Source organism: Pseudomonas sp. SD17-1 (genome assembly GCF_029201585.1).
In the GTDB taxonomy this organism is placed as follows: Bacteria; Pseudomonadota; Gammaproteobacteria; order Pseudomonadales; family Pseudomonadaceae; genus Aquipseudomonas; species Aquipseudomonas palmensis.
Map to the genome: position 1 here is coordinate 23183 of NZ_CP104044.1, position 22251 is coordinate 45433.

Sequence of the window (22251 nt, forward strand, 5' to 3'; positions counted from 1 at the left end):
TTGTGCTGGTTAGTGTCCGCGAACGGCGGCGATCTTGATCAGCTTGGCATAGTAGAAGCCATCGTGGCCGCCTTCCTGCGCCAGCAGCTGCCGGCCATGGGGCTGGCGGATGCCAGCCTCGGTGGCCAGGTCCAGCTCGCGTGCGCCCGGCGTGCGGGTCAGGAACGCCTCGATCACTTCGGTGTTCTCGGTCGGCAGGGTCGAGCAGGTGGCGTAGAGCAGGATGCCGCCCACTTCGAGGGTTGGCCACAGCGCGTCGAGCAGCTCGCCCTGCAGGCTGGCCAGGGCAGCGATGTCATCGGCCTGGCGGGTCAGCTTGATGTCCGGGTGGCGACGGATCACACCGGTGGCCGAGCAAGGGGCGTCCAGCAGGATGCGCTGGAAGGTCTTGCCGTCCCACCAGCTGGCGGTGTCGCGGGCATCGCAGGCGATCAACTGGGCATCCAGGCCCAGGCGGTCGAGGTTTTCACGCACGCGGGTCAGGCGCTTGGCTTCCAGGTCGATGGCCACCACCGCCTCCAGCCCGGCATGCGCCTCGAGCAGGTGGCAGGTCTTGCCGCCGGGGGCACAGCAGGCGTCGAGCACGCGCTGGCCGGGCGCCAGGTCGAGCAGGTCGGCGGCCAGCTGCGCGGCTTCGTCCTGCACGCTGATCCAGCCCTGTTCGAAGCCCGGCAAACCGCGCACGTCGCAGGCCTCGGCGAGCAGGATACCGTCACGGCTGTACGTGCACGGCGCGGCATCGATGCCGGCTTCGCGCAGCAGGCCCAGGTAGGCATCGCGGCTGTGGTGGCGGCGGTTGACCCGCAGGATCATCGGCGGGTGGGCATTGTTGGCGGCGCAGATGGCTTCCCACTGCTCGGGCCAGAACGCCTTGAGCGACTTCTGCAGCCAGCGCGGGTGCGCGGTGCGCACCACCGGGTCGCGTTCGAGTTCGGCAAGCATCTCGCTGCTCTCGCGCTGGGCGCGGCGCAGCACGGCATTGAGCAGGGCCTTGGCCCAGGGCTTTTTCAGCTTGTCGGCGCACCCGACCGTTTCGCCGATGGCGGCGTGGGCCGGCACGCGGGTGTACAGCAGCTGGTAGAGGCCCACCAGCAGCAACGCCTCGACATCCGCGTCGGCGGCCTTGAACGGCTTTTGCAGCAGGCGCTCGGCCAGTGCCGACAGGCGTGGCTGCCAGCGTGCGGTACCGAAGGCCAGGTCCTGGGTGAGGCCGCGATCGCGGGCCTCGACCTTGTCCAGCTGGGCGGGCAGCGAGCTGTTGAGCGAGGCCTTGCCGCTGAGCACGGCGGCAAGGGCGCGGGCGGCGGCCAGACGCGGGTTCATTGGCCCAGCACCGTGCCGCTGGCGAATTTTTCGCGGCGGCTGTTGTACAGGTCGCTGAAGTTCAGCGCCTTGCCGCCGGGCAGTTGCAGGCGGGTCAGGCACAGCGCCTGCTCGCCGCAGGCCACGATCAGGCCGTCCTTGCTGGCAGACAGGATCTCGCCCGGCGCGCCCTTGCCATCGGCCAGGCGCGCACCCAGCACCTTGAGGGCTTCGCCGCCCAGGGTGCTGTGGCAGATCGGCCACGGGTTGAAGGCGCGGATCAGGCGCTCCAGTTCCTTGGCGGGGCGCGACCAGTCCAGACGCGCCTCGTCCTTGTTCAGCTTGTGGGCATACGTGGCCAGGGCGTCGTCCTGCACTTCGCCGTGCAGGGTGCCCGCGCCCAGGCCGTCGATGGCCTGCAGCACCGCGGGCGGGCCCAGTTCGGCCAGGCGATCGTGCAGGCTGCCGCCGGTGTCGCTGGCGCTGATCGGGGTGCTGACCTTGAGCAGCATCGGCCCGGTGTCCAGGCCGGCCTCCATGCGCATGACCGTCACGCCGCTTTCGGCGTCGCCGGCCTGCACCGCGCGCTGGATCGGCGCGGCGCCGCGCCAGCGTGGCAGCAACGAGGCGTGGCTGTTGATGCAGCCCAGGCGCGGAATATCCAGCACCGCCTGGGGCAGGATCAGGCCGTAGGCCACCACCACCATCAGGTCGGGCTTGAGTGCGGCCAGCTCGGCCTGCGCCTCGGGGCTGCGCAGCGTCGGCGGTTGCAGCACCGGGATGGCGTTATCCACAGCCAGCTGCTTGACCGGGCTGGGCATCAGCTTCTGGCCACGGCCGGCCGGGCGGTCTGGCTGGGTGTAGACCGCGACGATTTCATGGGGGCCGGCCAGCAGGGCCTTGAGGTGTTCGGCGGCAAACTCGGGGGTGCCCGCGAAGACGATGCGCATGCAGTTCTCGCTTAAAAAGAAAAAGGCTTGCCGGAGCAAGCCTTCTGGAATGAGGGATCAAGCGTTCTGGCGGTGCTGCTTTTCCAGTTTCTTCTTGATGCGGTCGCGCTTGAGGTTCGACAGGTAGTCGACGAACAGCTTGCCGTTGAGGTGGTCGCATTCGTGCTGGATGCACACGGCCAGCAGGCCTTCGGCGATCAGTTCGAAGGGCTTGCCGTCGCGATCCAGGGCCTTGACCCTGACCTTCACCGGGCGGTCGACGTTCTCGTAGAAGCCGGGTACCGACAGGCAGCCTTCCTGATACTGGTCCATGTCGTCGGTGAGCATTTCCAGCTCGGGGTTGATGAAGACCCGCGGTTCGCTGCGGTCTTCGCTCAGGTCCATGACCACCACGCGCTTGTGCACGTTGATCTGGGTGGCGGCCAGGCCGATGCCAGGGGCTTCGTACATGGTTTCAAACATGTCATCGATCAACTGACGGATGCTGTCGTCCACTTCCGTCACCGGTTTGGCGATGGTGCGCAGGCGCGGGTCCGGGAATTCGAGGATGTTCAAGATGGCCATAAGCGTATGAGCTGCACTGTGCGATGGGTTACAAACATGAATGCACATAATAAAGGTATTCGGCGCGTTCGGCACCCTTCTCAAGGTCGGCTAGGGTTTTGAAGGCGACTGGCGGCCCGCACCGGGCGGCGAGTTGTCAAACTATTATCAACAGAGTTATCCACAGGTTTTCACGCGTGGCTGACCCGCCTTCGATCAAGGATGATCCGATGCCCCTCCCGCCTGTTGCGGCGTGCTCGCCGGTTGAACTTGAGGCACGTCTGCGCCTGCACCGCCTTCCCGATATCGGGCCAAAGGGCTTTGGCCTGCTGCTGGAAGCCTTTGGCAGCGCGGCCTCCGCGCTTGATGCGCCCGCCACACAATGGCGGGCGCTGGGCCGCAGCCCGGCCAGCATAACGGCCCGCCACAGTGCCGAGGCTTACGCCGGCGCAGCGGCTGCAATGGCCTGGCTAGAGCGGCCCGGGCAGCATTTGCTGATGTGGGACGCCCCCACCTACCCTGGCTTGCTGGCCGAGCTTTGCGATGCCCCGCCCCTTCTGTTCATTGCCGGCAACCCGATGATTCTGGAGCAGCCGCAGCTGGCCATCGTCGGCAGCCGGCGTGCTTCACGCCCGGCCCTGGACACCGCGGCCGCGTTTTCCAGGCAACTGGCCCAGGCCGGTTTCGTGATTACCAGCGGCCTGGCACTGGGGGTCGACGGTGCCGCTCACCAGGCTGCAATGGATGCTGGCGGACGCACTATCGGCGTGCTTGGCACCGGCCTGCAAAAACTTTATCCACAGCGACATCATGCCCTCGCGCAGGCCATGGCCGAGCGCGGTAGCGCAGTGGTCTCGGAGTTCCCGCTGGATGCCGGACCGGTGGCGGCCAACTTCCCGCGGCGCAATCGCATCATCAGCGGGCTGTCGCTCGGCGTGCTGGTGGTGGAGGCCAGCCTGGCCAGCGGTTCGCTGATCACCGCGCGCCTGGCAGCCGAACAGGGGCGCGAGGTGTACGCGATTCCTGGCTCCATCTACCATCCGGGGGCCAGGGGCTGCCATCAATTGATACGTGATGGCGCGATGCTGGTGGAGAGCATAGAGCAGATTCTGGAAAGTTTGCGTGGCTGGCAGAACCTTCCGTCGGCCGCCCCCGAGCCGGTGGTGCACCCGCTGCTGGGGTTGCTGCTGGCGGCGCCGCACACCACCGAGGCGCTGGCGCTGGCCAGCGGTCAGGCCCTGCCCCAGGTGCTGGCCACGCTCACCGAACTGGAGCTGGACGGGCGTGTGTGCAGTGACGCGGGGCGTTGGTTTGCCCGGCCGGGCTAAGTACACTGCGTACCAGCCTTTGAACGCGGAGTGACAACGATGGTGAACAGTTGGCGTGTGCAACAAGCCGCGCGGGAAATTCGGGCGGGTGCGGTACTGGCCTATCCGACCGAGGCGGTCTGGGGCCTGGGCTGTGACCCGTGGAACGAGGAGGCGGTGGACCGCCTGCTGGCGCTCAAGTCCCGCTCGGTGAACAAGGGGCTGATCCTGATTGCGGACAACATCCGCCAGTTCGACTTCTTGTTCGAGGACTTCCCCGAGCTGTGGCTGGACCGCATGGCCAGCACCTGGCCGGGGCCCAATACCTGGCTGGTGCCGCACCAGGGCATGTTGCCGGAATGGATCACCGGCGTGCATGACACCGTGGCGCTGCGGGTCAGCGACCACCCGGTGGTGCGCGACCTGTGTTCGCTGGTGGGCCCGCTGGTGTCGACCTCGGCCAACCCGCAGGGCCGGCCGGCAGCGCGCTCGCGCCTGCGTGTGGAACAGTACTTCCACGGGCAGCTGGATGTGATCCTGGGCGGCAGCCTGGGCGGGCGGCGCAACCCGAGCGTGATTCGCGACCTGGCCACGGGGCAGGTGGTGAGAGCGGGGTGACCCCATTCGCCGGCAAGGCCGGCTCCTACAGGCGCGCCACCGTCTGTAGGAGCCGGCCTTGCCGGCGAAGCATTCAGCGCCGATTCAGGGCAACAACACCGTAGACCCCACCGTCCGCCGCGCCGACAGCTCTGCCTGAGCCTTGGCCGCCTCGGCCAGCGGATAGCGCTGCTGGATATCCACAGCCAGCTTGCCGCTGGCGATCATTTCGAACAGCTCGTCGGCCATCGCCTGGGTGTTCTCGGCATTGTTGGCATAGCTGGCCAGCGTCGGCCGGGTCACATACAGCGAGCCCTTCTGCGCCAGGATCCCCAGATTGACTCCGCTCACCGGGCCCGACGCATTGCCGAAGCTCACCATCAGCCCGCGCGGCGCCAGGCAGTCCAGCGAGGTCAGCCAGGTGTCCTGGCCCACGCCGTCGTACACCACCGGGCACTTCTTGCCGCCGGTCAGCTCCAGCACGCGCTGCGCCACGTCTTCACGGCTGTAGTCGATGGTTTCCCATGCACCCAGGGCCTTGGCCCGCGCCGCCTTCTCCGGCGAGCTCACGGTACCGATCAGCTTCACGCCCAGGGCCTTGGCCCACTGGCAGGCCAGCGAACCCACCCCACCGGCGGCGGCATGGAACAGCACCGTCTGGCCGGCCTGCAGCGCGTAGGTCTGGCGCAGCAGGTACTGCACGGTCAGGCCCTTGAGCATCACCGCGGCGGCCTGCTCGAAGCTGATGCTCTCGGGCAGCTTCACCAGGTTTGCTTCAGGCAGCGTGTGCACCTCGCTGTAGGCACCCAGCGGACCGCCAGCGTAGGCCACCCGATCGCCCACCTTGATCCGCGTCACGCCCTCGCCCACCGCCTCGACCACGCCGGCAGCTTCGGTGCCCAGGCCCGAGGGCAGTGCCGGCGGCGCGTACAGCCCGCTGCGGAAATAGGTGTCGATGAAGTTCAGACCAATGGCGTGGTTGCGCACGCGGACCTGTTGCGGGCCGGGCGCGGCGGGTTCGAAGTCGACTAGGGTCAATACCTCGGGGCCGCCATGCTGGCTGAACTGGATACGCTTGGCCATCTGCACTCTCCTGCTGGATCCGGGAAAACCCCTATCGGACGCCTTTGCTTGATCGCCGTCAACTGCGGGTGGCCTGCCGCCGGTGGTATGCTACGCGCCGAATTCAGCGCCGGCCCCCGCCTGGCCCGGCCCTAGCCCGTTTCCAAGGTGACCTGATGACTACCCGCACCGAGGCCGTGAAGGCCTACCTGCTCGACCTGCAAGACCGGATTTGCGCCGCCCTGGAAAGCGAAGACGGCGGAGCCCGCTTCGTCGAGGACGCCTGGGTACGCGAAGCCGGTGGCGGTGGGCGCACGCGGGTAATCGGCGAAGGCAACGTCATCGAAAAAGGCGGGGTCAACTTCTCGCACGTGTTCGGCAGCGGCCTGCCGCCGTCTGCCAGCGCGCACCGCCCCGAACTTGCTGGCCGTGGTTTCGAGGCGCTGGGGGTGTCGCTGGTGATCCATCCGCACAACCCCCATGTACCGACCTCCCACGCCAACGTGCGCTTCTTCATTGCCGAGAAGGAAGGCGAAGAGGCGGTATGGTGGTTCGGCGGCGGCTTCGACCTCACGCCCTACTACGCCCACGAAGAAGACTGCATCCACTGGCACCGCGTGGCCGAGCAGGCCTGCGCACCGTTCGGCGCCGATGTGTACCCGCGCTACAAGGCCTGGTGCGACCGCTACTTCCACCTCAAGCACCGGGGCGAGCCGCGGGGCATCGGCGGCTTGTTCTTCGACGACCTGAACGAGTGGGACTTCGACACCTGCTTCGCCTTCATCCGCGCCATCGGCGATGCCTACGTCGAGGCCTACCTGCCCATCGTGCAACGGCGCAAGGCGCAGCCGTACACCGCCCAGCAGCGTGAATTCCAGGAGTTCCGCCGCGGGCGCTACGTGGAATTCAACCTGGTGTACGACCGTGGCACCCTGTTCGGCCTGCAATCGGGCGGCCGTACCGAGTCGATCCTGATGTCGCTGCCGCCGCAGGTGCGCTGGGGCTATGACTGGAAGGCTGCGCCGGGCAGCGAAGAAGCACGCCTGACCGAGTACTTCCTGCAGGACCGCGACTGGCTGGGCCTGGACAAGGCCGCTCACTGAACCCATTGTGGATAACGTGCCCGATTCGCCGGGCGGACTCAGGAAACGCGTCATGGACCAGTACGTTGTATTCGGCAACCCGATCGGCCACAGCAAGTCGCCGCTGATTCACCGGCTGTTCGCCGACCAGACCGGCCAACAGCTGGAGTACAACACCCTGCTGGCGCCGCTGGACGACTTCAGCATGTGCGCGCTGGGCTTCTTCAAGCAGGGCAGCGGCGCCAACGTCACCGTGCCCTTCAAGGAGGAAGCCTACCGCCTGGTGGGTGACGGCCTGACCGCACGCGCCTGGCGAGCCGGGGCGGTGAACACGCTGACCCGGCTGCCCGACGGCAGCCTGCAGGGCGACAACACCGACGGTGCCGGCCTGGTGCGCGACCTCACGGTGAATGCCGGGGTCGAGCTCAAGGGCAAGCGCATCCTGCTGCTGGGGGCCGGTGGCGCGGTGCGCGGGGTGCTCGAGCCGTTGCTGGCGCATGAGCCTGCGTCGCTGGTGATTGCCAACCGTACGGTAGAAAAGGCCGAGCAGCTGGCCCGCGAGTTCGACGACCTGGGGCCGGTGGCCGCCAGCGGCTTCAGCTGGCTGGAAGAGCCGGTGGACCTGATCATCAATGCCACCTCGGCGAGCCTGGCCGGCGAGATGCCGCCGATTGCCGCGAGCCTGATCGAACCGGGCGTGACCGTGTGCTACGACATGATGTATGCCAAGGAGCCCACGCCGTTCTGTCGCTGGGCCACCGAGCACGGTGCGGCCAAGGTGCTGGACGGGCTGGGAATGCTGGCTGAGCAGGCGGCGGAGGCGTTCTTCATCTGGCGCGGGGTGCGCCCGGACACCGGGCCGGTGCTCGATGAGCTGCGCCGGCAGCTGGCGCGGGGCTAGAACGCGGCGCTGCCTTCGCCGGCAAGGCCGGCCCCTGTAGGCGCCGGCCTTGCCGGCGAAGGGCGCAACTCAATCCTCAAACTGGACCGGGCAATCAGCCGCCCCTTCCAGCTTCTGCAACTCCTCCACCACCTGCCCCCTCGCCCGCCGCAGCACCAGCTGACGTCCCTGCCGGCGCAGCCGCCGCGCCTCCTGGTGCAGCATCTCCACCCCCGAGTAATCGATGAAGTTGATCTGCCGCGCATCGATCACCACCACCGGTGCCTGGCACCGCTGCAGGCGCACCTGCAGATAATGGCTGGCGCCGAAGAAGATCGAGCCGAACACCCGCAGCACATCCGCCTCGCCTTCGCGCGACTGCTGTACCCGTGGCTGCGAAGTGCGCTTGAGGTAGAAGAACAGCGATGCCAGCACCCCGGCATAAATCGCCGTCTGCAGTTCCAGCAGCAAGGTGGCGACGCAGGTCAGCAGCATCACCAGAAACTCCGGCCGGCTGACCCGGTACAGCGCCCGAATCGCACGGTGATCCACCAGCCCCCAGCAGATCAGCAGGATGCTGCCGGCCATCGCCGGGATCGGGATGTGCGCGATCAGGCTGGCGCCCGCCACGGCGAACAGCGCCACCCACAGGGCCGAGAACACCCCCGCCAGCGGTGACTGCGCCCCGGCCTCATAGCTGAGCCCGGAACGGGTGAACGAGCCCGACGACAGGTAGCCGGAGAACCATGCACCGCCCAGGTTGGACAGGCCCTGGGCGCGGATCTCCTGGTTGGCGTCGATCAGCTGTTCGGAGCGGATCGACAGCGAGCGCGCAATCGACAGGCTGGTGACCAGCCCCAGCATGCCCACCGCCACGGCACTGGGCAGCAGGCGCAGGATCAGCTCCAGGTCCAGCAGCGGCAGCGGGCTCAGCGGTGGCAGCCAGCCAATGAACGCCGGCACCAGCGCCACATGGCCGAACAGTGCCGGCCACAGCCACACAAGCAGGCTGGCGCCGACAAGGCTGATCAACAGCGCCGGCCAGCGCGGCCGTGCGAGCTTGATCAACAGCCCCAGCAGCAAGGTGCCCAGCCCCAGCAGCAGCGATGGCCAGTCGATGTCGCCGGCATGCTGCAGCAGGCCTTGCAGGGTTCTGAGGGCGGTGGCCTGGCTGGCGAGGTCGAGCCCCAGCAGGTTCGGCACCTGGCCCAGGGCGATCACCACTGCAGCGCCGAGGGTGAAGCCGAGCACCACCGAGTGCGAGACGAAATTCACCAGCGCGCCGAAGCGCAGCATGCCCACCAGCCACTGGAACACCCCGGCCAGGAAGGTCAGCAGCAGGATCAGGCGGATGTAGTCGTCGCTGCCGGGCACCGCCACGGGGCTGATGCTGGCGTAGAGCACGATGGAGATGGCGGCGGTGGGCCCGCAGATCAGGTGCCACGACGAGCCCCACAGGCACGCGATCAGCACCGGCACGATGGCCGCGTACAGCCCGTACTCGGCGGGCAGGCCGGCGATCAGCGCATAGGCGATCGACTGCGGCAGGGCCAGGATCGCCCCGCTGAGCCCCACCAGCAGGTCGCGCCGCACGCTGGCACGGGTTTGCCGAGGCAACCAGGCGAGAAAGGGAAACAGACGGTGGCGCTCTAGCCAGGCCATGAAGCTCTCTATGCAGTGCGGTGAAGGCTCAGGGTGCAGGCTATGGCGGCCCGGTGCAAGTCAGGGGGCCTCGATGAAATTCACCTGTTCGCCAACATGCAGGTTCAGGTCCAGCAGGTCGGCAATGCCCGCAGCGATGCCTGCCAGGCTGTCCGGGTGCTCGCTCAGTGGCGTGTTGACCAACGTCCAGCGCAGGCCACCGGCCTGCAACAACTCCGCCAGCGGCGCCGCGCCGCCGCCAAACTGGCCCACCAGCACAATGCGACGCAGGGGCGTGCGGGCCATGCCCGCGAGCAGGGCCTGGGTCATCAGCCCCTGGCGCGAGAAGTCGCCGGGCGCCAGGCCGTCGAGCAGGCACACCACGGCCGAGCCGCCAGCGATGCTCTGTTCGGCCTGGTCTGCGCTGGCCAGGCCGCCGTTCTTGACGTGCAGGCCGGGGCGCGCCTGGGGCTGGTTGAGGTCGTCGAGGATCAGGGTCACCTCGTGCTGGCGCTGCAGCAGTTCGCTTACCAGCGCATCGCCCAGGGTGCACTGGCCGCCGAGCAGGATCAGTTTGAAGACAGGTGTTTCGGCGTTTTTCACGATAGCGCTCCGGGGGTATCTTGATGGCCTTTGGACCTGCGGGAGCACCTGGGGGTTCGGTCGAATTCAGGAGGCAGCGTGCAACGGATAAAGGGGTATCACGCCCATGTGTATTACGACGCCGGTACGATGGAGCAGGCGCGGGCGCTGTGCGAGGAAGCCGCCACGCTGTTTGGCGTGAGCATGGGGCGCATGCATCAGAAACCGGTGGGGCCGCACCCGGACTGGAGCTGCCAGCTGGCATTCGGGCCGGAGATGGTGGGCGTGGTGCTGCCGTGGCTGGCGTTGTACCGCAAGGGGCTGGTGGTGTTTCTGCATCCGCTGACCGGCGATGAGCTGGCCGATCATCGGGACCATGCGATCTGGATGGGGGCCGTGCGGCCGCTGGATCTTTCGATGTTCGAAGGGGCCTGAAGCGGCGGTGAGGCTTTCGCCGGCAAGGCCGGCTCCTACAGGACTGCGGTGTCTGTAGGAGCCGGCCTTGCCGGCGAAAGAGGCGACGCGGTATCAGCCTTTGCGCGCGCCGCGCACACCTTCGGCCAGCGCCGAACACAGCGCCAGCACATCGCTTACCGCCTGCTCGCCCGTGCTGGCGTTGGCCACCTTGTCCACCAGCGCCGAACCCACGACCACACCATCGGCCAGCCGCGCAATGGCTGCCGCCTGTTCAGGCGTGCGAATGCCGAAGCCTACGCTGATCGGCAGGTCGGTGTGGCGGCGCAGGCGCTCGATGGCGCCGCTTACCTGATCGCTGGTCGCCGAGCCTGCGCCGGTCACGCCGGCTACCGACACGTAGTACACAAAGCCCGAACTGCGCTCCAGCACGCGCGGCAGGCGCGCGTCATCGGTGGTCGGGGTGGTCAGGCGGATGAAGTCGATGCCCGCGGCCTGGGCCGGGGTGGCCAGCTCGGCGTCGTGCTCCGGCGGCAGGTCGACGATGATCAGGCCGTCCACGCCCGCATCCCTGGCCTCGGCCACGAACTTCTCCACGCCGAAGCGGTGGATCGGGTTGTAGTAGCCCATCAGCACGATCGGCGTGGTGGCATTGCCGGTGCGGAACTCGCGCACCATCTGCAGGGTTTTGGCCAGGGTCTGCCCGGCCTCCAGCGCACGCAGGGTGGCCAGCTGGATGGCCACGCCGTCGGCCATCGGGTCAGTGAACGGCATGCCCAGCTCGATCACGTCGGCACCCGCAGCCGGCAGGCCCTTGAGGATCGCCAGCGAAGCGTCGTAGCCCGGGTCACCGGCGGTCACGAAGGTCACCAGGGCAGCGCGGCCCTCGCGCTTGAGGTCGGCAAAACGTTGTTCAAGACGGCTCATGCCTGCTTCTCCTGCGCGGCCATATGGCTCATTACGGTTTGCATGTCCTTGTCGCCACGCCCCGAAAGGCACACCACCATCAGGTGGTCCCTGGGCAGGGTGGGCGCACGCTTGATGGCTTCGGCCAGCGCGTGGGAGGTTTCCAGCGCCGGGATGATGCCTTCCAGGCGGCATGTGGTGTGGAACGCATCCAGCGCCTCGTCGTCGGTGATGCTCACGTACTCGACGCGCTTCACTTCGTGCAGGTAGGCGTGCTCCGGGCCGATGCCGGGGTAGTCCAGGCCGGCGGAAATCGAGTGGGCGTCGGTGATCTGGCCATCGGCGTCCTGCAGCAGGTAGGTGCGGTTGCCGTGCAGCACGCCTGGCACGCCGCCGTTGAGGCTCGCTGCGTGCTTGTCGGTGTCGACCCCGTGGCCGCCGGCCTCGACGCCGATGATCTGCACACTGGCGTCATCGAGGAAGTCATGGAACAGGCCCATGGCGTTGGAGCCACCACCCACGCAGGCGATCAGGCTGTCGGGCAGGCGCCCTTCCTTGGCCTGCAGCTGCTCGCGGGTTTCCTTGCCGATGATCGACTGGAAGTCGCGCACCATCGCCGGGTACGGGTGCGGGCCGGCCACGGTGCCGATCAGGTAGAAGGTGTCGTCGACGTTGGTCACCCAGTCGCGCAGCGCTTCGTTCATGGCGTCCTTGAGGGTGCCGGTGCCGGCGGTGACCGGCACGATCTCGGCGCCCAGCAGCTTCATGCGGAACACGTTGGCCTGCTGGCGCTCGATGTCGGTGGCGCCCATGTAGATCACGCAGGGCAGGCCGAAACGTGCGGCCACGGTGGCGGTGGCCACACCGTGCATGCCGGCGCCGGTTTCGGCGATCAGGCGCTTCTTGCCCATGCGCTTGGCCAGCAGCACCTGGCCGATGCAGTTGTTCACCTTGTGCGCGCCGGTGTGGTTGAGCTCTTCGCGCTTGAAGAAGATCTTCGCCCCGCCGCAGTGTTCGGTGAGGCGCTCGGCGAAGTACAGCGGGTTAGGACGGCCGATGTAGTCGCGCTGGAAGTACGCCAGTTGCTCGTTGAACTCGGGGTCGGCCTTGGCCGCTTCGTATTCGCGGGCCAGGTCGAGCACCAGCGGCATCAGGGTTTCGGCCACGTAGCGGCCACCGAATGCGCCAAACAGGCCGTTGGCATCGGGGCCGCTGCGGAAGTTGGTCTGGGTCATGGGTCGCTCCAGGGCGTGGGTATGAGGTCGCAATGGGCCTACTCTACCCACGACACGCGCCGCTGAAAACCGATAAGATCGCCACAACCTGTCAGGAAAACTCACACGTCAATGGCCAGAGAAATGCCCCCGCTCAATGCCCTTCGGGCCTTTGAAGCCACCGCCCGGCTCAACAGCGTCAGCCAGGCTGCCGAGCAACTGCACGTGACCCACGGTGCGGTGAGCCGGCAGTTGAAGGTGCTTGAAGAGCACCTGGGCGTGAGCCTGTTCGTCAAGGAAGGGCGCGGCATTAAACTCACAGATGCAGGTGTGCGCCTGCGCGACGCCAGCAGCGACGCCTTCGAGCGCCTGCGCAGCGTGTGCGCCGAGCTGGGCCAGGACCGCGCCGACGCACCGTTCGTGCTGGGTTGTTCAGGCAGCCTGCTGGCGCGCTGGTTCATTCCGCGCCTTGGGCGCCTGCAGGCCGACCTGCCAGAGCTGCGTCTGCACCTGTCGGCGGGCGAAGGCGACCTGGACCCGCGCCGGCCGGGGCTGGATGCGCTGCTGGTATTCGCCGAGCCGCCGTGGCCGGCCGACATGCAGGTGCACGTGCTGGCACAGGAATGCATCGGGCCGGTGCTCAGCCCGCACTTTCCAGGGTTCGACCGCCTGCGTCAGGCGCCAGCCAGCGCCTTGCTGGGGGAAACCCTGCTACACACCACCTCGCGGCCCCAGGCCTGGCCCGACTGGGCCCGCCAACAGCACATCGACCCGCAGGCAATGCGCTACGGGCAAGGGTTCGAGCATCTGTATTACTTGCTGGAGGCAGCTGTGGCCGGCCTGGGGGTGGCGATCGCCCCGCAGCCGCTGGTGGCCGATGACCTGCGTGCCGGCAGGCTGGCGGCACCGTGGGGCTTTGGTCCTACGCGGGCGTCATTGGCCCTGTGGGTGCCCCGGCGCGCCGCGGACGGGCGCGCCGAGCAGCTGGCGCACTGGTTGCGCGCCGAACTGGGGCGGCAGGCGCTTTAGTCGCCGCGCTTGCACAGCAGGTAGGCGGCCAGCAGGCCCAGTGCGCCCACGGCCACGCCGGCGGTGGTCCAGGGGTGTTGCTGGGCATAGTCACGGGTGGCGATGCCGGTTTCGCGGGTCTTGGTCTTGACCTCTTCATAGGCATCGGTGAGCAGGCTGCGCGAGTGACGCAGGGCATTTTCGGCATTGCCCTTGAGGCTCTTCAGGGTCTTGCGCGACTCGTCCGAAGCATCGTCTTTGAGGTTTTCCAGGGATTTGAGGAGACTTTCGATTTCCGCTTCCATGCTTTGCAACGAGGCTTTACGTAGCGAGCTATTGGCCATGGTGGCTCTCCTTCAGGGTTTGAGTGGCATGTGAAGAATGGGACTGCGCAGTGCCGCGAAAGTGCAGAGCAATCGAACTTTTGCCAGGTTTTTACCCACACAGGTAAACCTGCCTGGCGCTGCTAGGCTCAATGCACACCATTGATGGAGAGTAGTCATGTCTGATCACCACACGTACAAGAAGGTCGAACTGGTCGGCTCCTCGCCCAGCAGCATCGAGGACGCGATCAACAATGCCCTGGCCGAAGCGGCTAAGAGCATCAAGCACCTGGAGTGGTTCGAAGTGACCGAGACCCGGGGCCATATCAAGGATGGCAAGGCGGCGCATTTTCAGGTAACCATCAAGGTGGGCTTCCGTATCGCCAACAGCTGATGGCGGCCGGCTGGCCCTGAACCCTTTTTGATCTGAACAAGGAATGCGATCGATGAAGAAGTTGGTATTGGCGTTTGGCTTGATGACCCTGGCCGGGACTGCGCTGGCGGCGGGCAAGCCGTGTGAAGAATTGAAGAGCGAGATTGCCGCGAAGATCGACGCCAATGGCGTACCGCACTATTCGCTGGAGATCGTCGACAAGGGCGCTGCGACCGATGGCAAGGTGGTGGGGTCGTGTGAAGGCGGTACCAAGGAAATCGTGTACAAGCGCGGTTGATCGGTGAGTCTTTCGCCAGCAAGGCTGGCTCCTACGTAGGAGCCAGCCTTGCTGGCGAAAGGGCCTTCAGTTGCCCTTGATGACCTGAGACAGAATCTCGTAGGACCGGATCCGGTCCGCATGCTCGTACAGGTCGCAGGTAAAGATCAGCTCATCAGCACCGGTCTGCTCCAGCAGCACGTCCAGTTTGGCGCGGATCTTCTCTGGCCCGCCCACCATCGCCAGGCCCAGGAAACTTCCCACTGCCTCCCGCTCATGGGGCTGCCACAGGCCGTCCATGCTATCGACGGGCGGGCGCTGCACCAGGCTCTGCCCACGCATCAACGCCAGAATTCGCTGATACACCGAGGTGGCCAGATACTCGGCCTGCTCGTCGGTATCGGCCGCCACCAGCGGTACACCCAACATCACGTAGGGCTTGTCGAGCACCGCCGAGGGCTTGAAGTGGTTGCGGTACACGCGGATCGCTTCATGCATCATGCGCGGCGCAAAGTGCGAGGCAAACGCATACGGCAAGCCGCGCATCCCCGCCAGCTGTGCACTGAACAGGCTCGAGCCCAGCAGCCAGATCGGCACCTCGGTGCCATACCCCGGCACGGCAATCACTTTCTGGTCGGGCGTGCGCGGGCCCAGGTAGCGCACCAGTTCCTCTACATCGTCCGGGAAGTCGTCGGCGCTGCCCGAGCGCTCGCGGCGCAGGGCGCGGGCGGTCATCTGGTCGGAGCCCGGCGCACGTCCCAGGCCCAGGTCGATACGGCCCGGGTACAGGCTGGCCAGGGTGCCGAACTGCTCGGCAATCACCAGCGGCGCGTGGTTGGGCAGCATCACCCCGCCTGCACCCACGCGGATCGTCGAGGTACCACCGGCCAGGTACCCCAGCAGCACCGAGGTGGCGGAGCTGGCAATGCCGTCCATGTTGTGGTGCTCGGCCACCCAGAAGCGGTTGTAGCCGAATTTCTCCACGTGTTGCGCCAGGTCCAGCGAGTTGCGCAGCGACTGGGCCGGGCCGCTGTCCTGGCGTACCGGTACCAGGTCGAGGGTGGAGTATTTGATGTCCGCGAGTCGCGTCATGGCGTGTACGCCTCCTGAATGGTTAGGCCGACAGCATGCCGCGACCTTTCTGACTCTGTATGGGCAGATCACAGGTATTCAATGCCTGCCCCTGCAATCGGGCTGAACTTGCCCGTGGTGACGCCCTCTGAATTGAACGCCAGGCGCGATCCCCCGCGCTCTCAGGCACTCAGGAGGCTTTATGAGTTCGATAAAAAAGACAGCATCGGCAATCTGGCAAGGCGACCTGAAAACCGGCAAGGGCCAGCTCTCCACCGAGAGTGGCGCCTTGAAGGCCAACCCCTATGGCTTCAACACCCGGTTCGAAGGCCAGCCTGGTACCAACCCTGAAGAACTGATCGGCGCTGCCCATGCAGGCTGCTTCTCCATGGCCTTTTCGATGATCCTCGGCGAAGCCGGCCTGACCGCCGAGCGTATCGACACCATCGCCGAAGTGACCCTGGACAAGCAGCCCGATGGTTTTGCCATCACCGCCGTGCACCTGATCCTCAAGGCCAAGGTGCCCGGTGCCGACAAGGCGAAATTCGAGGAGCTGGCCAACAAGGCCAAGGCGGGATGTCCGGTATCCAAGGTGCTCAAGGCCCAGATCAGCCTGGACGCCACCCTGGTGGACTGACGCCGGCGCAGATCAGAACGACGCACGGCTTCTTGTGGTCAAATGGCTGTCGGCAGATGGTCTGCCGCCACAAGGAGCTGTTCTGATGACTCGTATTGCATTCGCTGTGCTGACCTCGTTGCTGGCCACCAGTGCGCTGGCCGCGCCCAAGGACTGCGCCGAGCTCAAGGCCGAGATCGAAGCCAAGATCCAGGCCAACAATGTCTCTTCCTACACCCTGGAAATCGTGACCAACGATGAAGTCCACGACCAGAACATGGTAGTGGGCAGCTGTGAGAACGGCACCAAGAAGATCATCTACCAGAAAAACGATCGCTAGCCGTCACGGGATGCAGAAGATGTCGTTCTGTTCTTCGGCGACCAGCTTGCGCTGCGCGTCGTACAGATAGGCACTGGGCTGCATGGCCGGGGCGCGGGCTTCGATGCGGTAGCGCTGGCCGGCCTGGAAGTCGTCGTAGCGAATCTTCAGGTAGCAGGTGCGTTCGGTAGGGTCGGTGCTGAAACCGCCTGAATACACCTCGAAATCAAAGCGCACCACCAGTTCATGTTTGCCCGGCGTGACCTGGAAGAAACGGCCGTCGTTCAGGCGCTGACCATCCAGGCGGTCGGCCATGAGCACCTTGCCCGGCGTGACGGTATACAGGTCGATCCAGGCCTGCTTGCTGTCGACCGGTGGCAGGGGACTGGCACAGGCCCCCAAGGTACTGATGGCAAGCAGCATCATGGGCTGGCGCATGGCAATCTCCGCTGGCGGGCTACAAGCTACAAGCATAGCGCCATTAGTCTGTTCAGGTACGCTGGCATCCGGCAGGCAAACCGGTGCCGACCAGTTTGCGCTGCTCGTTGTAGAGCTTGGCCCAGGGCCTGAAGCCGATACTGCCGGCCTGCAACTGATAGCGCTGGCCGGCATTGAAATCCTTGAATTTCACGTTCAGCTGGCAATCGCGCCACAGCGGTTCGTCCACCGGCCCGATATTGCCGGGCGCTACCGCGAACTGATAGCGCACCGTCAGCTCGTGACTGCCCGGCGTGACTTCGAAGTAGCGGGTGTCGGCCCAGCTGCGCTCGTCCACCTCCAGCGCGTGCAGGGTGTCGTCGGCAGCGGGCTGGAGGTCGACCCAGGCCTGGTTCGGGTCGGCGGCGGGCAGGCCGGCGCAGCCGGTCAGGGCCAGCACAGCGCTGGCGGCAAGCATCGTACGCATGGCAAAACTCCGGGCAGGCAGGATAGTCTTGGGCGGATGAGCACTTGAGCGAGACATCCCTGCACATGGTTCGAATTTTTTTCTGGTTGCGCTCAAGCCCCGGGGCACTCGACCGCGTTTTCCGCGGGTTGGTTCCCGTGCTGCTGCTCGGGCTGCTCAACGGTTGCACCAGCCTCGGCTACTACAGCCAGCTGGCCAGCGGGCAATGGCAGTTGCTGCGCGCGCGCGAGCCGGTGGCGGTGCTGGTGGCCGACCCGGCCACCCCCCCTGCCCTGCGCCAGCACCTGGCGAAAGCGCAGCAGGCACGCGCTTTTGCCAGCAGCCACCTTAAGCTGCCGGACAACCGCAGCTACCGGGTGTACGCCGATATCGGGCGCCCGTTCGTGGTGTGGAACGTGTTCGCCACACCGGAGTTTTCGCTGGAACCGCATACCTACTGCTTCCCCATCGCCGGTTGCGTGGCCTATCGCGGCTACTACAGCCAGGGTGCGGCGCGCGGGGCGGCGGCGTTGCAGAAGGCGCAGGGGCAGGATGTGTATGTGGGCGGGGTGGAGGCCTATTCGACCCTGGGCTGGTTCGACGACCCGATTCTCAATTCGATGCTGGGCTGGGGCGACGAGCGCCTGGCCACGGTGATCTTCCACGAACTGGCGCACCAGCGTGTGTACGTGAAGGACGACACGGCGTTCAACGAGTCGTTTGCCACCTTTGTGGAGCAGGAAGGTTCGCGCCAGTGGCGCGCGGCCCGCGGGCTGGCACCCTTGCCGCAGGGTGGAGCGCGCCAGCGTGACGAGTTCGTCGGGCTGGTGCTGGCCAGCCGCGAGCGGCTCAAGACATTGTATGCACAGCCGCTGGACGAGGCAGCGATGCGCGCGGGCAAACAGGCCGAGTTCGAGCGCCTGCGCAGCGAGTACCGGGTGCTGCGCGATACAAGGTGGCAGGGCGACAAGCGCTATGACGCGTGGATCAACGCGCCGATGAACAACGCCAAGCTGCTGCCGTTCGGGCTGTATGACCAGTGGGTGCCGGCGTTTGCAGCGTTGTTCCGGGAGGTTGGCGGAGATTGGGCGGTGTTCTACCAGCGGGTCGAGGCCTGGGGGCGGTTGCCGTTCGAGCAGCGCCAGCAGGCCCTGGAAAGCTTCGCCGGCAATGCCGGGTCGCATCCCCTGTAGGAGCCGGCATTGCCGGCGAAAAGGCCCTCAGGACCGCATGAAGGCCCGATGCAGCTCGCCCAGCGTGTCGAAATGGTAAGCCGGCTGCTCTGCGGTCAATTCCTCGCGGCTGCCAAACCCGTAGCCCACCGCCACTGCTTCCAGCCCGTTGCTGCGCGCGCCGATCAGGTCGTGCTTGCGGTCGCCGATCATCAGCGTCTGCGCCGGGTCCAGGTTTTCTTCGGCCAGCAGGTGCGCAATCAGCTCCACCTTGTTGGTGCGCGTACCGTCCAGCTCGCTGCCGTAGATGACCTTGAAATGCCGGGCAAAATCGAAGTGCCGGGCAATCTCGCGGGCGAACTCCCAGGGCTTGGAGGTGGCGATGTACAGCGTGCGCCCCTGCGCCTGCAGCCCTTCGAGCAGCTCGCTCACGCCTTCGAACACGCGGTTCTCGTACAACCCGGTGACCTTGAAGCGCTCACGGTAGAAGTTCACCGCCTGCCATGCCCTGGCCTCGTCGAAGCCGTAGAACTGCATGAACGCCTGCAGCAAGGGCGGGCCGATGAAGTGTTCCAGGCGGGCCAGGTCCGGCTCGTCGATGTCCAGCTTGGCCAGGGCGTACTGGATGGAACGCGTGATGCCTTCACGGGGGTCGGTGAGTGTACCGTCGAGGTCGAACAGAATGGTTTGCTGGTGCATGACAGTCTCGAAAAAAGGGGGCTGTGGATAACTCACTCAGGCTGGTCGAAGCCTTCGGCCAGGTGCAGGTCCTTGAGCTTCACGTAGTTGGCGGCGCTGTAGGGGAAGAACGCGCGTTCCTTGTCGGTCAGCGCCCGTGCCTGCTTCACCGGGCTGCCCACGTACAGGAAACCGCTCTCCAGCGTCTTGCCCGGCGGTACCAGGCTGCCGGCACCGATGATCACCTCGTCCTCGACCACCGCGCCGTCCATGATGGTGCTGCCCATGCCGACCAGAATGCGGTTGCCCAGGGTGCAGCCATGCAGCATGACCTTGTGACCAATGGTCACGTCATCGCCGATCAGCAGCGGGTAGCCGTCGGGATTGAACGGCCCGGCATGGGTGATGTGCAGCACGCTGGCGTCCTGCACGCTGGTGCGCGCGCCGATGCGGATGCGGTGCATGTCGCCGCGGATCACCGTCAGGGGCCATACCGAGCTGTCCTCGCCGATCTCGACATCACCCAGCACCACTGCGCTGCGGTCGACGAAGGCGCGGGCGCCGAGACGCGGAATGTGTTGCTGGAAGCTGCGGATGGCCATGAATAGTGTCTCTCTGTAAGGCTGATAGCTGCGGTCAGCGTCGATTGTAATTAAGATGGAGCGGTGTTTCTTCTGCCAAGGTGTTTAACCGTGAGTGCGAACAACCCGCTTCTGCAGTCTTATGACCTGCCGCCCTTCTCGGCGATCCGTGCCGAGCATGTGCTGCCGGCGATCGAACAGATCCTGGCCGACAACCGCAGCGCCATCGCCTCGATCCTGAAAACCCAGGGCCAGAACCCCACCTGGGCCGGCCTGGTGCTGGCCATGGACGAACTCAACGACCGACTGGGTGCAGCCTGGAGCCCGGTCAGCCACCTCAACGCGGTATGCAACAGCGCCGAGCTGCGCGAGGCCTACGAGGCCTGCCTGCCGGCCCTGAGCGCCTACGCCACCGAAATGGGCCAGAACCGCGAGCTGTTCCAGGCCTACGAAGCGTTGATCGCCAGCCCCGAAGCTGCCGGCTTCGATGTGGCGCAGAAAACCATCCTCGAACATGCCCTGCGTGACTTCCGCCTGTCGGGTATCGACCTGCCGGCCGACCAGCAGAAGCGATATGCCGAGGTGCAGAGCAAGCTTTCGGAACTGGGCAGCCGTTTCTCCAACCAGCTGCTCGACGCCACCCAGGCCTGGACCAAGCACGTCACCGACGAGGCCGCACTGGCCGGCCTGACCGAATCGGCCAAGGCGCAGATGGCGGCCGCCGCGCAGGCCAAGGGCCTGGATGGCTGGCTGATCAGCCTGGAATTCCCCAGCTACTACGCCGTGATGACCTACGCCCACGACCGTGCCCTGCGCGAAGAACTGTACGCGGCCTACTGCACCCGCGCCTCGGACCAGGGCCCCAATGCCGGCCAGTTCGACAACGGCCCGGTGATGCGCGAGATCCTCGACCTGCGTCAGGAGCTGGCCGAGCTGCTGGGTTATGCCAACTTCGCCGAGCTGAGCCTGGCCACCAAGATGGCCGAGTCCAGCGACCAGGTGCTGAGCTTCCTGCGTGACCTGGCCAAGCGCAGCAAACCCTTCGCCGCCCAGGACCTGGCCCAGCTCAAGGCCTACGCCGCCGAGCAGGGCTGCCCGGACCTGCAGAGCTGGGACAGCGGTTTCTATGGCGAGAAGCTGCGCGAACAGCGTTACAGCGTGTCGCAGGAAGCCCTGCGTGCCTACTTCCCGATCGACAAGGTGCTGTCGGGCCTGTTCACCATCGTGCAGCGCCTGTACGGCATCGAGATCGCCGAGGTGAAAGGCTTCGATACCTGGCACCCGGACGTGCGCCTGTTCGAGATCAAGGAAAACGGCCAGCACGTGGGGCGCTTCTTCTTCGACCTGTACGCCCGCGCCAACAAGCGCGGCGGTGCCTGGATGGACGGCGCCCGCGACCGTCGCCGCACGGCCGATGGCAGCCTGCAGAGCCCGGTGGCCAACCTGGTGTGCAACTTCACCCCGGCCGCCCCGGGTAAGCCGGCACTACTGACCCACGATGAAGTCACCACCCTGTTCCACGAGTTTGGCCACGGCCTGCATCACCTGCTGACCCGCATCGAGCATGCCGGGGTATCCGGCATCAATGGCGTGGCCTGGGACGCGGTCGAGCTGCCGAGCCAGTTCATGGAGAACTGGTGCTGGGAGCCCGAAGGCTTGGCGTTGATCTCCGGTCATTACGAAAGTGGCGCTGCCCTGCCGCAGGACCTGCTGGAGAAGATGCTGGCGGCGAAGAACTTCCAGTCGGGCCTGATGATGGTGCGCCAGCTGGAGTTCTCGCTGTTCGACTTCGAACTGCACGCCAGCCACGGCGATGGCCGCAGCGTGCTGGAGGTGCTCGAAGGAGTGCGCGACGAGGTTTCGGTGATGCGCCCGCCGGCGTACAACCGCTTCCCCAACAGCTTTGCGCACATCTTCGCTGGCGGCTACGCGGCCGGTTACTACAGCTACAAGTGGGCTGAAGTGCTGTCTGCCGATGCCTTCTCGCGCTTCGAGGAAGAGGGTGTGCTCAACGCCGAAACCGGTCGCGCCTTCCGCGAGGCGATTCTGGCCCGTGGCGGCTCGCAGGCGCCGATGCGCCTGTTCGTCGACTTCCGTGGCCGTGAGCCGTCGATCGATGCGCTGTTGCGCCACAGTGGCCTGAGCGAGGACCTGGCGGCATGAGCAAGACCAAGAAACGCTTCATTGCCGGGGCCGTATGCCCGGCGTGCAGCGAGCCGGACAAGCTGATGATGTGGAGCGAAGACGGCGTGCCACACCGCGAGTGCGTGGCCTGCGGGTTCTCCGACACGCTCAACGAACAGGGCCTGTCGGTGCCCAAGGAACTGGGCACCCGCGTCAACCAGGCCGAGGCCAAGGCGCCCCAGCCTGCGGTGCAGACGGTGCAGTTCTTCCCCAATCCGAAGCTGAAGAAGCCCTAGCGGGCCGTGTGGCTGGTGCAGGGGCATACATAGTTAGCCCCTGGCGCACC

27 protein-coding genes are annotated in these 22251 nt (G+C 66.1%); 13 read left to right on the forward strand and 14 right to left on the reverse strand.

Annotated elements, in window-relative coordinates; genetic code table 11:
• Window positions 1–9: 9 nt before the first annotated feature.
• The 3 genes from rsmB to def are packed head-to-tail and all read right to left on the reverse strand — an operon-like array spanning window position 10 to window position 2816.
• Complete coding sequence (gene rsmB / locus N0B28_RS00100; RefSeq protein WP_275729708.1) at window positions 10–1323, reverse strand: 16S rRNA (cytosine(967)-C(5))-methyltransferase RsmB; 1314 nt, start codon at window positions 1321–1323, stop codon at window positions 10–12.
• Window positions 1320–2252 (reverse strand): methionyl-tRNA formyltransferase, encoded by a 933-nt coding sequence (fmt, locus tag N0B28_RS00105; RefSeq protein ID WP_104571749.1) that lies wholly within the window; start codon window positions 2250–2252, stop codon window positions 1320–1322. The genes rsmB and fmt overlap by 4 nt, the downstream gene beginning before the upstream one ends.
• Window positions 2253–2309: 57 nt before the next feature.
• The gene (gene def / locus N0B28_RS00110) at window positions 2310–2816 is read right to left on the reverse strand and encodes a peptide deformylase (protein WP_043862249.1); all 507 of its coding nucleotides are present in this window, start codon (window positions 2814–2816) and stop codon (window positions 2310–2312) included.
• A 209-nt stretch (window positions 2817–3025) separates the two neighbouring features.
• Between def and dprA the strand changes: the two genes are divergently transcribed.
• Both dprA and N0B28_RS00120 read left to right on the forward strand, forming a co-directional pair.
• On the forward strand, window positions 3026–4123 hold the full coding sequence (dprA, locus tag N0B28_RS00115) for a DNA-processing protein DprA (protein WP_275729715.1): 1098 nt from the start codon (window positions 3026–3028) through the stop codon (window positions 4121–4123).
• Between the two features lie 39 nt (window positions 4124–4162).
• Window positions 4163–4720, forward strand: a complete 558-nt coding sequence (locus N0B28_RS00120) for an L-threonylcarbamoyladenylate synthase (protein ID WP_043862251.1) — start codon at window positions 4163–4165, stop codon at window positions 4718–4720.
• Between the two features lie 84 nt (window positions 4721–4804).
• Here N0B28_RS00120 and N0B28_RS00125 read toward each other — a convergent pair whose 3' ends face one another.
• A complete protein-coding gene (locus tag N0B28_RS00125; RefSeq protein WP_275729720.1) occupies window positions 4805–5782 on the reverse strand; it encodes an NADPH:quinone reductase in 978 nt (325 codons plus the stop codon).
• Window positions 5783–5937: 155 nt separating this feature from the next.
• Between N0B28_RS00125 and hemF the strand changes: the two genes are divergently transcribed.
• Window positions 5938–6864, forward strand: a complete 927-nt coding sequence (gene hemF, locus N0B28_RS00130; RefSeq protein WP_043862252.1) for an oxygen-dependent coproporphyrinogen oxidase — start codon at window positions 5938–5940, stop codon at window positions 6862–6864.
• 52 nt (window positions 6865–6916) lie between these two features.
• Window positions 6917–7744, forward strand: a complete 828-nt coding sequence (gene aroE, locus N0B28_RS00135) for a shikimate dehydrogenase (protein ID WP_043862253.1) — start codon at window positions 6917–6919, stop codon at window positions 7742–7744.
• Window positions 7745–7813: 69 nt separating this feature from the next.
• Here aroE and N0B28_RS00140 read toward each other — a convergent pair whose 3' ends face one another.
• Both N0B28_RS00140 and N0B28_RS00145 read right to left on the reverse strand, forming a co-directional pair.
• The gene (locus tag N0B28_RS00140) at window positions 7814–9385 is read right to left on the reverse strand and encodes a SulP family inorganic anion transporter (protein WP_275729724.1); all 1572 of its coding nucleotides are present in this window, start codon (window positions 9383–9385) and stop codon (window positions 7814–7816) included.
• A gap of 60 nt (window positions 9386–9445) precedes the next feature.
• Window positions 9446–9967 (reverse strand): NAD(P)H-binding protein, encoded by a 522-nt coding sequence (locus tag N0B28_RS00145; RefSeq protein ID WP_058541986.1) that lies wholly within the window; start codon window positions 9965–9967, stop codon window positions 9446–9448.
• 78 nt (window positions 9968–10045) lie between these two features.
• Here N0B28_RS00145 and N0B28_RS00150 point away from each other — a divergent pair, with 78 nt between their 5' ends.
• Window positions 10046–10381 carry a DOPA 4,5-dioxygenase family protein gene (locus N0B28_RS00150; protein WP_043862256.1) on the forward strand — a complete coding sequence of 112 codons (336 nt, stop codon included), beginning with the start codon at window positions 10046–10048 and terminating at the stop codon, window positions 10379–10381.
• A 93-nt stretch (window positions 10382–10474) separates the two neighbouring features.
• Here the strand turns inward: N0B28_RS00150 and trpA are convergent, their stop codons facing one another.
• Both trpA and trpB read right to left on the reverse strand, forming a co-directional pair.
• Window positions 10475–11287: a tryptophan synthase subunit alpha gene (gene trpA, locus N0B28_RS00155; RefSeq protein WP_043862257.1), complete on the reverse strand. Its 813-nt coding sequence runs from the start codon at window positions 11285–11287 to the stop codon at window positions 10475–10477.
• Window positions 11284–12501, reverse strand: a complete 1218-nt coding sequence (gene trpB, locus N0B28_RS00160; RefSeq protein ID WP_100634908.1) for a tryptophan synthase subunit beta — start codon at window positions 12499–12501, stop codon at window positions 11284–11286. Before trpB ends, trpA begins: the two co-directional genes overlap by 4 nt.
• Window positions 12502–12612: 111 nt before the next feature.
• On the opposite strand from trpB, the gene N0B28_RS00165 reads away from it, so the two are divergent.
• On the forward strand, window positions 12613–13509 hold the full coding sequence (locus tag N0B28_RS00165) for a LysR family transcriptional regulator (RefSeq protein ID WP_275729730.1): 897 nt from the start codon (window positions 12613–12615) through the stop codon (window positions 13507–13509).
• Here the strand turns inward: N0B28_RS00165 and N0B28_RS00170 are convergent.
• Window positions 13506–13832, reverse strand: coding sequence for a DUF883 family protein (locus N0B28_RS00170; RefSeq protein ID WP_043862260.1), 327 nt, complete (start codon window positions 13830–13832; stop codon window positions 13506–13508). The two genes, N0B28_RS00165 and N0B28_RS00170, sit on opposite strands and share 4 nt — an antisense overlap.
• Window positions 13833–13989: 157 nt before the next feature.
• On the opposite strand from N0B28_RS00170, the gene N0B28_RS00175 reads away from it, so the two are divergent.
• Window positions 13990–14205 carry a dodecin gene (locus N0B28_RS00175; protein ID WP_043862261.1) on the forward strand — a complete coding sequence of 72 codons (216 nt, stop codon included), beginning with the start codon at window positions 13990–13992 and terminating at the stop codon, window positions 14203–14205.
• A 52-nt stretch (window positions 14206–14257) separates the two neighbouring features.
• The gene (locus N0B28_RS00180; RefSeq protein ID WP_054916042.1) at window positions 14258–14482 is read left to right on the forward strand and encodes a DUF1161 domain-containing protein; all 225 of its coding nucleotides are present in this window, start codon (window positions 14258–14260) and stop codon (window positions 14480–14482) included.
• Window positions 14483–14548: 66 nt separating this feature from the next.
• On the opposite strand, the gene N0B28_RS00185 is transcribed toward N0B28_RS00180, so the two are convergent.
• A complete protein-coding gene (locus N0B28_RS00185) occupies window positions 14549–15553 on the reverse strand; it encodes an LLM class flavin-dependent oxidoreductase (RefSeq protein ID WP_100634910.1) in 1005 nt (334 codons plus the stop codon).
• A 181-nt stretch (window positions 15554–15734) separates the two neighbouring features.
• Between N0B28_RS00185 and N0B28_RS00190 the strand changes: the two genes are divergently transcribed.
• Entirely contained in the window at window positions 15735–16169 is a 435-nt protein-coding gene (locus tag N0B28_RS00190; RefSeq protein WP_088514205.1) for an OsmC family protein, read from the forward strand.
• A gap of 85 nt (window positions 16170–16254) precedes the next feature.
• Window positions 16255–16488 (forward strand): DUF1161 domain-containing protein, encoded by a 234-nt coding sequence (locus tag N0B28_RS00195; RefSeq protein ID WP_043862264.1) that lies wholly within the window; start codon window positions 16255–16257, stop codon window positions 16486–16488.
• Window positions 16489–16491: 3 nt separating this feature from the next.
• Here N0B28_RS00195 and N0B28_RS00200 read toward each other — a convergent pair whose 3' ends face one another.
• Window positions 16492–16905, reverse strand: coding sequence for a hypothetical protein (locus N0B28_RS00200; RefSeq protein ID WP_043862265.1), 414 nt, complete (start codon window positions 16903–16905; stop codon window positions 16492–16494).
• A gap of 52 nt (window positions 16906–16957) precedes the next feature.
• Window positions 16958–17371: a hypothetical protein gene (locus tag N0B28_RS00205; protein ID WP_100634912.1), complete on the reverse strand. Its 414-nt coding sequence runs from the start codon at window positions 17369–17371 to the stop codon at window positions 16958–16960.
• A gap of 65 nt (window positions 17372–17436) precedes the next feature.
• Between N0B28_RS00205 and N0B28_RS00210 the strand changes: the two genes are divergently transcribed.
• A complete protein-coding gene (locus N0B28_RS00210; protein ID WP_275732124.1) occupies window positions 17437–18543 on the forward strand; it encodes an aminopeptidase in 1107 nt (368 codons plus the stop codon).
• A gap of 27 nt (window positions 18544–18570) precedes the next feature.
• Here the strand turns inward: N0B28_RS00210 and N0B28_RS00215 are convergent, their stop codons facing one another.
• Both N0B28_RS00215 and N0B28_RS00220 read right to left on the reverse strand, forming a co-directional pair.
• Window positions 18571–19221 carry an HAD family hydrolase gene (locus N0B28_RS00215; protein ID WP_043862268.1) on the reverse strand — a complete coding sequence of 217 codons (651 nt, stop codon included), beginning with the start codon at window positions 19219–19221 and terminating at the stop codon, window positions 18571–18573.
• A gap of 32 nt (window positions 19222–19253) precedes the next feature.
• Window positions 19254–19802, reverse strand: coding sequence for a gamma carbonic anhydrase family protein (locus N0B28_RS00220; protein WP_043862269.1), 549 nt, complete (start codon window positions 19800–19802; stop codon window positions 19254–19256).
• A gap of 90 nt (window positions 19803–19892) precedes the next feature.
• On the opposite strand from N0B28_RS00220, the gene prlC reads away from it, so the two are divergent.
• Window positions 19893–21944 (forward strand): oligopeptidase A, encoded by a 2052-nt coding sequence (prlC, locus tag N0B28_RS00225; protein WP_043862270.1) that lies wholly within the window; start codon window positions 19893–19895, stop codon window positions 21942–21944.
• Window positions 21941–22201, forward strand: coding sequence for a YheV family putative zinc ribbon protein (locus N0B28_RS00230; protein ID WP_043862271.1), 261 nt, complete (start codon window positions 21941–21943; stop codon window positions 22199–22201). The genes prlC and N0B28_RS00230 overlap by 4 nt, the downstream gene beginning before the upstream one ends.
• The last annotated feature ends 50 nt before the right edge of the window (window positions 22202–22251 follow it).

What these genes read in the sequence shown, in the direction of transcription:
- rsmB (WP_275729708.1), bottom strand. Translation starts at nt 1,323, where the DNA reads ATGAACCCGCGTCTGGCCGCCGCCCGCGCCCTTGCCGCCGTGCTCAGC.
- fmt (WP_104571749.1), bottom strand. Translation starts at nt 2,252, where the DNA reads ATGCGCATCGTCTTCGCGGGCACCCCCGAGTTTGCCGCCGAACACCTC.
- def (WP_043862249.1), bottom strand. Translation starts at nt 2,816, where the DNA reads ATGGCCATCTTGAACATCCTCGAATTCCCGGACCCGCGCCTGCGCACC.
- dprA (WP_275729715.1), top strand. Translation starts at nt 3,026, where the DNA reads ATGCCCCTCCCGCCTGTTGCGGCGTGCTCGCCGGTTGAACTTGAGGCA.
- N0B28_RS00120 (WP_043862251.1), top strand. Translation starts at nt 4,163, where the DNA reads ATGGTGAACAGTTGGCGTGTGCAACAAGCCGCGCGGGAAATTCGGGCG.
- N0B28_RS00125 (WP_275729720.1), bottom strand. Translation starts at nt 5,782, where the DNA reads ATGGCCAAGCGTATCCAGTTCAGCCAGCATGGCGGCCCCGAGGTATTG.
- hemF (WP_043862252.1), top strand. Translation starts at nt 5,938, where the DNA reads ATGACTACCCGCACCGAGGCCGTGAAGGCCTACCTGCTCGACCTGCAA.
- aroE (WP_043862253.1), top strand. Translation starts at nt 6,917, where the DNA reads ATGGACCAGTACGTTGTATTCGGCAACCCGATCGGCCACAGCAAGTCG.
- N0B28_RS00140 (WP_275729724.1), bottom strand. Translation starts at nt 9,385, where the DNA reads ATGGCCTGGCTAGAGCGCCACCGTCTGTTTCCCTTTCTCGCCTGGTTG.
- trpA (WP_043862257.1), bottom strand. Translation starts at nt 11,287, where the DNA reads ATGAGCCGTCTTGAACAACGTTTTGCCGACCTCAAGCGCGAGGGCCGC.
- trpB (WP_100634908.1), bottom strand. Translation starts at nt 12,501, where the DNA reads ATGACCCAGACCAACTTCCGCAGCGGCCCCGATGCCAACGGCCTGTTT.
- N0B28_RS00165 (WP_275729730.1), top strand. Translation starts at nt 12,613, where the DNA reads ATGGCCAGAGAAATGCCCCCGCTCAATGCCCTTCGGGCCTTTGAAGCC.
- N0B28_RS00170 (WP_043862260.1), bottom strand. Translation starts at nt 13,832, where the DNA reads ATGGCCAATAGCTCGCTACGTAAAGCCTCGTTGCAAAGCATGGAAGCG.
- N0B28_RS00175 (WP_043862261.1), top strand. Translation starts at nt 13,990, where the DNA reads ATGTCTGATCACCACACGTACAAGAAGGTCGAACTGGTCGGCTCCTCG.
- N0B28_RS00180 (WP_054916042.1), top strand. Translation starts at nt 14,258, where the DNA reads ATGAAGAAGTTGGTATTGGCGTTTGGCTTGATGACCCTGGCCGGGACT.
- N0B28_RS00185 (WP_100634910.1), bottom strand. Translation starts at nt 15,553, where the DNA reads ATGACGCGACTCGCGGACATCAAATACTCCACCCTCGACCTGGTACCG.
- N0B28_RS00190 (WP_088514205.1), top strand. Translation starts at nt 15,735, where the DNA reads ATGAGTTCGATAAAAAAGACAGCATCGGCAATCTGGCAAGGCGACCTG.
- N0B28_RS00195 (WP_043862264.1), top strand. Translation starts at nt 16,255, where the DNA reads ATGACTCGTATTGCATTCGCTGTGCTGACCTCGTTGCTGGCCACCAGT.
- N0B28_RS00200 (WP_043862265.1), bottom strand. Translation starts at nt 16,905, where the DNA reads ATGCGCCAGCCCATGATGCTGCTTGCCATCAGTACCTTGGGGGCCTGT.
- N0B28_RS00205 (WP_100634912.1), bottom strand. Translation starts at nt 17,371, where the DNA reads ATGCGTACGATGCTTGCCGCCAGCGCTGTGCTGGCCCTGACCGGCTGC.
- N0B28_RS00210 (WP_275732124.1), top strand. Translation starts at nt 17,437, where the DNA reads ATGGTTCGAATTTTTTTCTGGTTGCGCTCAAGCCCCGGGGCACTCGAC.
- N0B28_RS00215 (WP_043862268.1), bottom strand. Translation starts at nt 19,221, where the DNA reads ATGCACCAGCAAACCATTCTGTTCGACCTCGACGGTACACTCACCGAC.
- N0B28_RS00220 (WP_043862269.1), bottom strand. Translation starts at nt 19,802, where the DNA reads ATGGCCATCCGCAGCTTCCAGCAACACATTCCGCGTCTCGGCGCCCGC.
- N0B28_RS00230 (WP_043862271.1), top strand. Translation starts at nt 21,941, where the DNA reads ATGAGCAAGACCAAGAAACGCTTCATTGCCGGGGCCGTATGCCCGGCG.